Origin of the sequence: Microbaculum marinum (genome assembly GCF_037855135.1) — a bacterium.
Taxonomy (GTDB): Bacteria; Pseudomonadota; Alphaproteobacteria; order Rhizobiales; family Tepidamorphaceae; genus Microbaculum; species Microbaculum marinum.
Genome location: NZ_JAZHOF010000004.1, coordinates 595,830 through 606,145 on the forward strand (window position 1 = coordinate 595,830; position 10,316 = coordinate 606,145).

The 10,316-nt window shown below is 65.0% G+C and carries 9 protein-coding genes; all 9 read right to left on the bottom strand.

Features of this window, described 5'->3' with window-relative positions:
* Window position 1 precedes the first annotated feature (1 nt).
* Window positions 2-1,204: a transporter substrate-binding domain-containing protein gene (locus V3328_RS12760; RefSeq protein ID WP_340330039.1), complete on the bottom strand. Its 1,203-nt coding sequence runs from the start codon at window positions 1,202-1,204 to the stop codon at window positions 2-4.
* Window positions 1,201-1,911 (bottom strand): ABC transporter ATP-binding protein, encoded by a 711-nt coding sequence (locus V3328_RS12765; RefSeq protein ID WP_340330040.1) that lies wholly within the window; start codon window positions 1,909-1,911, stop codon window positions 1,201-1,203. Before V3328_RS12765 ends, V3328_RS12760 begins: the two co-directional genes overlap by 4 nt.
* Complete coding sequence (locus tag V3328_RS12770) at window positions 1,901-2,623, bottom strand: ATP-binding cassette domain-containing protein (RefSeq protein ID WP_340330041.1); 723 nt, start codon at window positions 2,621-2,623, stop codon at window positions 1,901-1,903. Before V3328_RS12770 ends, V3328_RS12765 begins: the two co-directional genes overlap by 11 nt.
* Window positions 2,620-3,693: an ABC transporter permease subunit gene (locus V3328_RS12775; protein WP_340330042.1), complete on the bottom strand. Its 1,074-nt coding sequence runs from the start codon at window positions 3,691-3,693 to the stop codon at window positions 2,620-2,622. The genes V3328_RS12770 and V3328_RS12775 overlap by 4 nt, the downstream gene beginning before the upstream one ends.
* 12 nt (window positions 3,694-3,705) lie before the next feature.
* Window positions 3,706-4,578: an ABC transporter permease subunit gene (locus tag V3328_RS12780; RefSeq protein ID WP_340330043.1), complete on the bottom strand. Its 873-nt coding sequence runs from the start codon at window positions 4,576-4,578 to the stop codon at window positions 3,706-3,708.
* 81 nt (window positions 4,579-4,659) lie between these two features.
* Entirely contained in the window at window positions 4,660-5,889 is a 1,230-nt protein-coding gene (locus V3328_RS12785; protein WP_340330044.1) for an urea ABC transporter substrate-binding protein, read from the bottom strand.
* Window positions 5,890-5,933: 44 nt separating this feature from the next.
* The gene (locus V3328_RS12790; protein ID WP_340330065.1) at window positions 5,934-6,896 is read right to left on the bottom strand and encodes an acetamidase/formamidase family protein; all 963 of its coding nucleotides are present in this window, start codon (window positions 6,894-6,896) and stop codon (window positions 5,934-5,936) included.
* A gap of 45 nt (window positions 6,897-6,941) precedes the next feature.
* Window positions 6,942-8,336, bottom strand: a complete 1,395-nt coding sequence (locus tag V3328_RS12795) for an amidase (protein WP_340330045.1) — start codon at window positions 8,334-8,336, stop codon at window positions 6,942-6,944.
* Between the two features lie 17 nt (window positions 8,337-8,353).
* Entirely contained in the window at window positions 8,354-9,871 is a 1,518-nt protein-coding gene (locus V3328_RS12800; RefSeq protein WP_340330046.1) for an amidase, read from the bottom strand.
* Window positions 9,872-10,316: the final 445 nt, after the last annotated feature.

Consider the following 10,316-nt stretch of genomic DNA (forward strand, 5'->3'; position numbering starts at 1 on the left):
CCTAGAACAACAGCTTGAGCGGATCTTTCGACGTCTTCGATCCAGGAGTCGGAGCAATGTCCTCCAGATCGAGCCAGGCAAGATACGGATCCGGCTTTACTGGTTTGGCTGACTGCCAGAAGATATCGAACGTCCCGGCCGCAGTCGAGCGCCCTAGCCGCGGCGTCAGGAATGAATGGTTGTTTTCGGGATCTACCGACACGGGCCCTTGCGGTGCCTCGAAGCGGTCGCGGTACAGGGCGTGGCGCACGCTGGCGACGTCTGCCGTCCCGGCCTGCGTGATCGCCCGGCCCAGCATGGTCGCGCACAGGTAGGCCGCTTCGGTATCGACCGAGGGCGAGCCGTAGCCGCGATATCGCGTGCGGTAGTCCGACAGGAAGCGGGCATTCTGTGGCCGGTCGATACTCTGGAAGTAGACGGACGATACGATGTGTCCGCCCTCGTGCTGGCCCGTCAGCTTCAGTTCCGCTTCGCACAAACTGAGGCTGAGCATCGTAATTCGCGCCAGTTCAGGACGCTCGGCGACCGCGGCGTGCCAAGCCGAATAGAAGCTGTAGGCGGATTCTCCCACCAGTGTGTTCAGCACCGCCCCGGGTGCGTGGGATGCGATGTCGTCGACGAGGTGATCGAGGGCCTTCTCGCCGAGCGGCGGCAGTCTTTCGGCGACAACCGTGCCCCCGCCGGCGGCGAGGATATCCCGCATCACGCGATTGATCTCCCACGTCCAGATGTAGTTCGACCCCAGGCAGTAGATCCGCGGGTCGAGGTTTTTCAGCACGTAGAAGGCGAGCGGCACGACGTGCTGGTTCGGAGCGGCGCCGAGGTAGATGACGTTCTCGCTGCTTTCGAACCCCTCGTAGCGGGCCGAATGCCAGAGCAGCGCGCCGCTTCCTTCGACGAGCGGCAGGATCTGCTTGCGCGAGGCCGACGTATAGCAGCCGATGATGTGGCGAACCCCGTGACGATTGACGAGGACGTCGCACTGCTCGGAATATTGCGGCAGCGACCCTCCCGGATCCATCACGACGGGACGCAGTTCGAAGTCGAGATCCGGATTGGCGTTGATCTGCTCGATCGCCAACATGGCGCCGTTGAACATTTCAAGGCCCATGATCCCGTAGGTACCCGTCAGCGAATACAGGAGCCCGACCGGGACAGGTGCTTTCCTTCGCGTACGCGGCTGGCGCGTCGGCTGCCCTGTCAAATCAGAAGGTGCTCCCGGATGTTCGCGGCATCGACCTTGCCAGAAGGTATTTCCGAAACAATGCGTCCCTTCTCCATGACGTAACACCGTTCGGCGATGGAAAGTATCGTATCAAGATTCTGCTCGACGAACAGAATGGTCGTGCCGATCTCGGTCCTGATCTTCCGGAGAGCCTCGCAGATCATCTGCACGATAGACGGCTGCACTCCTTCTGAAGGCTCGTCGAGGAGCATGAAGTCCGGACTGCCCACGAGGGCCCGGCCGATCGCCAACTGCTGCTGCTCGCCGCCCGACATCGTCCCCGCGATCTGGTTCCGCCGTTCGGCAAGCCGGGGAAACAGTTCAAAGACGAAGTCGTGCAGCTTGCGGCCGCTCGGGCCGCCGATCAGCTCGCCGACGATCAGGTTCTCGTTCACAGTCATCCGGGGAAAAACGTCCCGTCCCTGTGGAATGTAGCCCATGCCGAGGCGCGCTCGCGCATCCGCGCTTGTTGCCGTAACGTCGCGCCCGTTCAGCGAAATCGTCCCGTCTGTGGCGCGTATCAGCCCGATCAGGGCCCGCACGGTCGTGGTCTTGCCGACGCCGTTGCGCCCGATCAGCGCGACGATCTCGCCCGGCGCGATGACCATGTCCACACCCTGGAGAACGGGGGCCGCTCCGTAGCCGGCCCTCAGGCCCTTCACCTCCAGCGCGCGCTCAGTGGCCATGGGATTTCCCCAGATAGATCTCGCCCACCCGGGCGTCCCCGACGATCTCCTCGATGTTGCCGCGTGCGAAAACCTGGCCGAGATGCATGACGGTCACCCTGTCGGCGATCTGGCGCACGAACGACATGTCATGTTCGACTGCGAGGATCGTCATCCCGTCGGCGTTCAGCCGCTTGATCAACTCTCCGGTGCGGTAGGTCTCCTCGTCCGACATCCCCGCCGTCGGTTCGTCCAGCAACACGAGCTTGGGGCCGAGCGCAAGCGCCATGCCTATCTCCAGCCATTGCTGCTGCCCGTGCGAAAGCAGCCCTGCCGGCTTGTCCGCCTGCTCCTCCAGATCGAGAAGCTCGAGCAGGCGCGCTTCCTCCTCGGCAATCTGCTGCTTGCCGATCTTCTGCTGAAGCGCGACATGCAGGTTGAGCCGGGTCGGCAGTTCCTTGAAGACGCTCGGCTTCTGCATCTTGATGCTCATGCCGCGCTGGACGCGGGCGAAGGCCTTGACGTTGACCAGGTCGGCCCCGTCGAAGAAAATGCGGCCCTCGTCGGGATCATGGTAGCCGACGATCAGCTTGAACATAGTGCTCTTGCCGGCGCCGTTCGGTCCGATCAGGCAATGGATTTCGCCGCGCTCGATCTCCAGGTTCACCGCGTCGACGGCGCGCATGCCGCCGAACTGCTTCGAGACGTTCTCGCTGTAGAGGATTGCCGTCATGCTTCCTCGCTCCGCATTTCGGCTTCCACGATCGGGGCGCGACGTCTCCGCAACGTTGCCCACCGCGCCGCCCTGGCCAGCCCGAGCACAAATCCCTCCGGCACGAACAGCACGGTGGCGAGCAGCAACGCGCCCATCAGGATCAGCGCCCATTGCTGGCTGTAGATCGTGATGGTCTGGAAGGCGAGCAGCAGGACAAACGTGCCGAGCGTCGTCGCGGTGATGTCCCGCCGCCCGGAGAAGGCCACCCAGACGATCGGCATCGCCGCCGCCGGAAGTCCCACGCTCGAGGGCGTAATGAACTGGCCCCAGGCCGTGTAGAGCACCCCGCTCAGCGCCGCCAGCGCACTGCCGACGATGAACGCTATGATCTGGTACTTCCGGATGTCGTAGCCGAGGAGTTCGGAACGCTCCGGATCCTCCCTGATCGCCACCAGGACATAGCCGAACGGCGAATTGAGCAGGATGCGCACCGCGAAATAGATGACGAAGAGCAGTCCGATCACGAAGTAGTAGAGCGTCGTGTCGAGGATCTCCACGTCGCCGCCGAACCACGGAATCGTCAGCGGCGGCATGCCGAGCATGCCGTTGAACCCGTTCAGCCGGGCCTTGCCGATTGCCCATTCGGGCCCCGCGGTCTGGCCCAGAAAGTATGCCAGGGCCAGCGTCATCGACAGCGTCATGATGCCGAAGAAGACGCCGGTGACGCGCCCGTAGATCATGAAGTAGCCGAAAACGAGGGCCGCGACCGCTGCGGTTCCGACGGCGAGCAGGAGCGCCAGGAAGGTCAGCCCGTACTCCGCCCCCATCAGGATCGACAGCACCCCGTAGCCGTAGCCGCCGATGCCGAAGAAGAACGTCTGCCCGAAGGACAGCATCCCCGTGTAGCCCCACATGATGCTGAGGCCCATGGCCATGAAGATCCACAGGAGGAAGTAGGCGAAGTTGCCCACATCATAGGGATCGGCGAAGAAGGGATATGCGATCGCGACCAGGCAGAAGACCGCGAACGAGATCCAGAAGCCGCGGCCAGTGCCCAGGGTCTGCGGGCCGTTGATGTAACTCAGCATTCTGCCGGCCCCTCACATGTTTCGCGCCCACTTGCCGAGCCAGCCCGAGAAGCCGTTCGGCAAGATGCGGATCATCACCATGACCGCCAGCAGCATTCCGATCTGGCCGGCGATCTGGCCGTGCCAGCCGATGAGCGCCGTCCGCACGACCGCGAGCGCCAGTCCTGCCGGTGCGGTCCCGAGCAGGACGTTGGTGCCGCCGACGACGACGGTCACGAACGACTCGACGATGAAGGTGGCTCCCATCGTCGGGATCAGCGTCATCGTCGGCGCGTAGAGTGCACCGCAGAGGCCCGCGAGCGCGGCGCCGAGCCCGAAGGTCAGCGCGTAGACGAGGTTGGTGCGCATGCCGAGCGCCCGCGCCATGCTCGCGTTCTGCATCGTTGCGCGCGCATGGACTCCGAACCTCGTCTTCATGAACAGGACATAGATGAAGGCGAGGACACCGAGCGCCGCCAGGAACAGGATCACCCTATAGGTGGAGAACGTGTAGATCCCCACCTGGAAGCTGCCTTCGGGAGTCCCCCCGCCGGCGAAGCTCGATCCCACGAGCACCAGCATTCCCTGCGTCACGATCAGGCTGACCGCCCACGTGGCCAGGAGCGAGTCCAGCGGCCGTGCATAGAGCGACCGCACCACCGTGATCTCGAGGACTATCCCCGCGACGCCGGCTGCCAGGGCGCCGCCGGCCTGCGCCAGGATCAGCGGCATCCCCTGATGGACCAGCGCCGTGGTGACGTAGGCACCGCACATGATGAATTCGCCATGCGCCATGTTGATGACGCCCATCATGCCGAAGATGATGGCAAGACCGGCCGCTGCCAGTATCAGGAAGGCGAAGACATCGGCGAACTGATAGAGGACGGAGAAGATCTCGGCGGCCATTTCAGGCAGCCTCCCGGTTCGTTGCGGTCGGTCGCGGCAGATGCCGGCGGCCGCCCCCGGGGGAGCGGCCGCCGGGGGTCGTCAGCCCGGCAGATTGTCGGGCGAGTATTGCGTCTGCGGGTTCTCCTTGGTCAGATCGCAACCGATCTCGCCCAGCCAGTAGGGCTCGATCACGCCGAAGTCGTGCAGCGTCTCGACGGTATGATCGTCCTTCACCGAGACCAGCCGCATGCGGTGGGAGGTGTGCTGGCTCTTCGGATCGATGCAGATCTCGCCTTCCGGGCTGTCGACGCAGGCCTCGCCGGTTGCGATGACCTCGCGGATCGGCTCGAGCTCCGTGGACTGCGCCTTCTCGACCAGCATCTTGTACTGGTAGAGCGCGACGTAGGCATTGTAGCCCATGTCGTTGATGTAGGGCTCGTCCGGGTACTTGGCGTGCCAGCGCTTCTTGAAGTCTTCCGCTTCCGGCGTGTCGAGTTCCTCGTACCAGTTGGCGACAGCCTTGAGGCCCGACAGCGCAGGCGGTGCGAAGCGCTTGTGCTCGAAGCCGAGCATCACCTTGATGGGGCTGGCCATCGGGTAGTGGACGTCGGCGGCCATCGCCTGCTCGAAGAACGAATCCTGTGCCGCGCCCACGTTCAGCATCATCAGCCAGTCGGGATCGGCCTTCTGGATGTTCTGGATCGTCTGGGCGAACTGCGAGACGCCCAGCGGAATGAACTCCTTGCCGATGACCTCGCCGCCGGCATCGGCCAGAAGCTTCTCGGTCCATTCCGTGGTCAGATGCCCGAAATTGTAGTCCGCCGCGACGACGTAGACCTTCTTGCCGAAGTGCTCGACCATGTAGGGCACGAGCGTCGAGAGCTGCTGCTCGGGCACCGCCCCGTTCGAGATCATGCTGGCATCGCAGACGCCGCCCTCGTACTGGTTCGTATAGATGTAGAGGGTATCCGTGCGATCGATGATCGGACGGACGGCCTCGCGCGAGGCGGAGGTGATGCCGCCGATCAGGACATCCACCTTGTCACGTGACAGAAGGCGCCTGGCGAACTCCTGATAGCGGGCGTTGTCGCCCTGCGGGTCGAGGTGAATGAGCTCGATCTGCCGGCCCATGATGCCGCCGGAATTGTTGATCTCCTCCACCGCAAGTTCCGCCCCGTGCAGCTTGGGCATGCCCATGAGGGCCAGGTCGCCCGAGACGTCCTCGAGCAGCCCGACCTTGATCGGCTCCTGGGCGTGTGCCGGCATGGCCATCGCCATTCCGAGTGCGAGCGCGGAGATCACGCCCGGAAGAACACCGTTGATGCGCATTTCTTACCCCTTCTGCTTGATTTGGTTCGAAGCCGCCCGGCGGTTCAGCCGCCCAGGTATTTCTTCAGGATGGACGCTCCCATCGTGTATTTCGGGTCCACCATGTTGCCGAGCCGGACTCGCCCTACCTGTCCGAGAAGCATGTACGCGTCGAGCTCCTCGAAGCCGTAGTCGGCAGCCATCCAGCGGGTGAGTTCGCGATAGGCGATGCGCGCGGCATCCTCCATCGGCCGTGCGCTGCCGATCGTCATGATGAAGTCCTCGGTCTCGAGGCGCGGCCAGCCGAACCCCCAGTCCTTGATCAGATCGACGGTCAGCGTGACCGTTGCGGCCTGTTCCATGGCCACGCCCGTCAGCTCGCCGTCGCCCTGCGTCGCGTGGCAGTCGCCGACGTAGAGCAGCGCCCCGTCGACCTGCACCGGCAGGTATATGATCGCGCCGGGCCGGACGTCGGGCAGGTCCATGTTGCCGCCGTGATAGTCGGGCTGCAGCGAGGAGATGGCCTCGATCTCCGGCGAGATGCCGATGGTGCCGATGAACGGCTCGTAGGGCAGGACGAGGTCGTCCCAGTGGACCCCCTCTTCGTCGATGACCACCTTCTTCACCCGCTCCGGAAGAGGCGCGTTGAGGGTCGCGGTCGCAGCGGTGCCGACGAGGCCGCCGAACTCCGGGATGAGGCAGGTGGTGCCGGCCGGTTGCGGGCCGCGCGTCTCGACTGCCTTGATGTGGACCGCCAAGCAGTCGCCTTTCTTCGCGCCCTTCACGAAGACCGGGCCGCTCTGCGGGTTCAGGTACGGATGGTTGGTCTTCTCGGTCGGCTTGTCGCTCTCCGACCGGATCGCACCGCCGAAAGCGTCCTGGGTCTCGATGACGACGGTGTCGCCGGGATCGATCTTCAGCCTGGGGTCCGCATAGGGGCCGTAGGTAAAGTAGAAACCTCCCTGATCGGCTTCCGTCAGCTCGTGTTTGGTGCCGCTTTCCTTGCCGGCGACGCCACGCGTCGCCATGATCGAACGGCTGATCCAGTCTGTATCGCTCACGCTACTCTCCTGTCACAGGGCGGGATGCTTGCGGTGCCAGTCGGTCGCCTGCTGGTACGCGTCTCCCGCCCGGCAGAGCTTGGCCTCGTCCCAGTGGTTCGAGACGAACTGGAACGCGATCGGCGTACCCTCGGCCGTGAAACCGGACGGCAGGGTGATGGTCGGGCTGCCGGTCATGTCGAAGATCGAGGTGAAGCTCAGCAAACCATGCAGGAGCTTCGGATCTTCCCCGAGCGTCTCCATCATCTTCACCGTGGGCGAGGCGAACGGCTGGACGGGGGCGATCAGCAGGTCGATGTCCTGGAAGAGTGCGGCGACGCGGCCGCGGAAGTCGTTCCGGCGCAGGATGATCTTCTGATAGTCGAGGCCCGACAGGTTGCGGCCGATGTCGATCAGGCCACTCAGCGCCGGCCCGTATTCGTCCTTGCGGTCCGGGTACGTCGCCTCGTGGGCGACCGCCGTTTCCACGGCGCAGGCCGGGATCCAGTCGGTGACGATCTGATGGCTGTCGGGAAATTTCACCTCTCGGACGCCGTCCGAGATGCTCTTGATCGTTTCCAGCACCTGGGCAAGCATCGCGCTTGTGACGTCGTCGACGCCGTTGGCCATGAACTCCGGGTCGACGCCGATCCGCAGGCCCTTCAGCCCTTTTTCTATACCGTCGAGATAGTTGGGTACGGGCATCTGCGCGGCAGTCGGGTCGTTGGGATCCGGGCCCGCGATCGCGGCGAGCATCGCTGCGGCGTCCTTCGCGCTGCGCGTCATCGGTCCGAGGTGATCGAGCGTGGCGGCGAGTTCGAAGGCGCCGTAGCGGCTCACCCTTCCCCAGGTCGGCTTCAGACCGGTCAGTCCGTTGGCGGCCGAGGGAAACCGGATCGATCCTCCGGTATCGGAGCCGATCGACCCGAAGACAAGGCCGGCCGCGGTCGCGACGCCGGATCCGCTGGACGAGGCTCCCGACCAGTGCGCGGCGTTCCATGGATTGACCGGCGCAGGGATGTCCGGATGATGGTCGGCGAAGGCGCCTTCGGTGTTCTGGAGCTTGCCCAGGCAGATCGCGCCTGCTTCGCGGAGCTTCTTCGTGACCGTGCCGTCCTCCGTGGGGCGGAAATCGGCATAGATCGTCATGCCGCCGGCCGTAGGTATGCCGTCGGTCCAGCACAGGTCCTTCAGCCCGATGGGCGCGCCGTGCAGGGGACCGCGGATGTCGCCCCGGCGGATTTCCTCTTCCGCTGTCTTCGCCTGCTCCAGCGCCAGCTCCGGCGTCACGAGGGCGAAGCTCTTCAACTCGCCGTCGAGCGACTCGATGCGCGACAGCTCGGCCTTGGTCACCTCCACCGGAGAGAGCTCGCCGGCATGCATTCTCTGCGTGAGCTCGACGAGCTCGAGGTAGCAGACATCGTTCATCGCAGCTTCCCTTCGCCTCAGTTGCTTTTCCAATCGGTGGACCGCTCGAACGCTGCCGCGGCGCGGATCAGCGTGGCTTCGTCGAAGGCGCGTCCAACCAGCATCATGCCAACCGGCAACCCGTCGATCCGGGAGCACGGAACGGTGAAGGCCGGATGTCCCGTCACGTCGAAGGGACAGGTGTTGGCCTGCATGTTCAGCGCGAGATCCACGTAGACCTCCCGCTCCACGTCGGCAGCGGGGATCCTCGTCGCAGTGAAGGGGATGGTGGGCATCACCAGCACGTCGACGGACTCCAGGACGGCGTCATAGGCCCGCCGGATCAGCCCCCGCTGGTTCTGCGCCTTGGAGTGGTATCGGTTCGCATAGGCCTGGTTCATGTACTCGCCGGCCAGAAGAACGAGTTTCACCGTTTCCGAGGCATCGCCCAGATGTGTCGAGAAGCCCCGGGCGAAGGCTTCCTGCATGGTGACGGGATAGAAGCCGGGAATGTTCGTGCCGACGCCGTGTCCCTTCAGCATCATCTCGGCTGCGCCTTCGACGATCACCCCGGTCCAGACGGCGGGCGCGTCGTAGTGCTGCGGCACCGAGACGTCGACGATCTCGGCTCCGAGGGCGCCGAAGGATTTGAGCGCCGCACGCACCCGGGCATCGACTTCGGGGCCGCTCTCCGGGTGACCGAAGCCCTCCTTCAGGACGCCGATCCGCAAGCCGTCGATATCCCCCTCCAGAGCGCCCATGTAGTCGCCGGCCCGAGCCGAGATCGTTCGGGTGTCCCAGCCGTCGTGACCGGCAATGGCGGTCAGCAGGCGGGCCACGTTCTCGACGCTGTCGGCGATCGGGCCGCAATGGTCGATGGAGTAGGCGATCGGCATCGAGCCCGACACCGGGACGAGGCCCCACGTCGGCTTGAGGCCGTAGGCGCCGCACCAGCTCGAGGGAGTGCGGATGGATCCGCCCTGGTCGCCGCCGAGCGCCATGTCGACAGCACCCGATGCCACCAGCGCGGCGCTGCCGCCCGACGAGCCGCCGGCGCTGTGATCGGGGTTGTGGGGATTGCGGATCGGGCCGGTCGCCGCGGTGTGGCTCGCGCCGGAGAAGCAAAGGTCCTCGCAGGCCGCCTTGCCGGCGATAACGCCGCCCGCATCGAGGATGCGGGAGACCACGGTGGCGTCATGGTCGGGCACATAGCCTTCCAGCAGCGCCGATCCGTTCATCATCGGGACGCCTGCGACGCAGATATTGTCTTTCACCGCGACCGTCTTGCCCGCCAGGATGCCTTCGGACGCCCCGCGGATGTCGCACCGCCAGTACCAGGCGTTGAGCGGATTGTCCGCCGCCTCCGGACGCCAGCCTGGAGTGCGCGGATAGGATACCGGAAGCGTCTCCTCCGGCAGGCTCTCGAGCCGCTCGTAGAGCGGCATGATGCCGGCGATCAGCCCCTGGAAGGAGCGGGCATCGTCGTCGGTGAGATCCAGTCCGAAACCGCGGGCGATCTGCGCCACACGCTCGACAGTGGGCGGTTTGGGCAGCAAGGAACATGTCCCCGCACTCCCCTGCGACGCTGCGGGAGCCGTGCACTGGTCTGTTGGCGGCAACAAAAAGCCCCGTGCACTCCATCGAGTGTCCGGGGCTGCGTTGCCGGATGCCTGTCGGCATCTATGTCAGTCGGGGCGCCTGAGCTGACGGGCGCCGGCCAGACACCGCGCCGCTCGACTGGAGCGAGCGCGGCGAGCATCATTGCTTTGTCAACATTGAGCAGCCGCTGACGATCTGTCAAGCGATGTCCGCGCGCCCGCCGGTCGTAACGTCAGGTATCGGTCTCCGCCGCGGTGCCGGATGGCCGTTTCATTATCCGGTTGTGCTCGCCGAGCTTTGGTGCGCGGCGGGTTGTGCGGGGTCTTTTGGCGTCGAGGCTGAGCGGCACGCCGACCAGCGGCAGGCCGGCATCATCGTCGCATTCGACGGTCATTTCCAGCG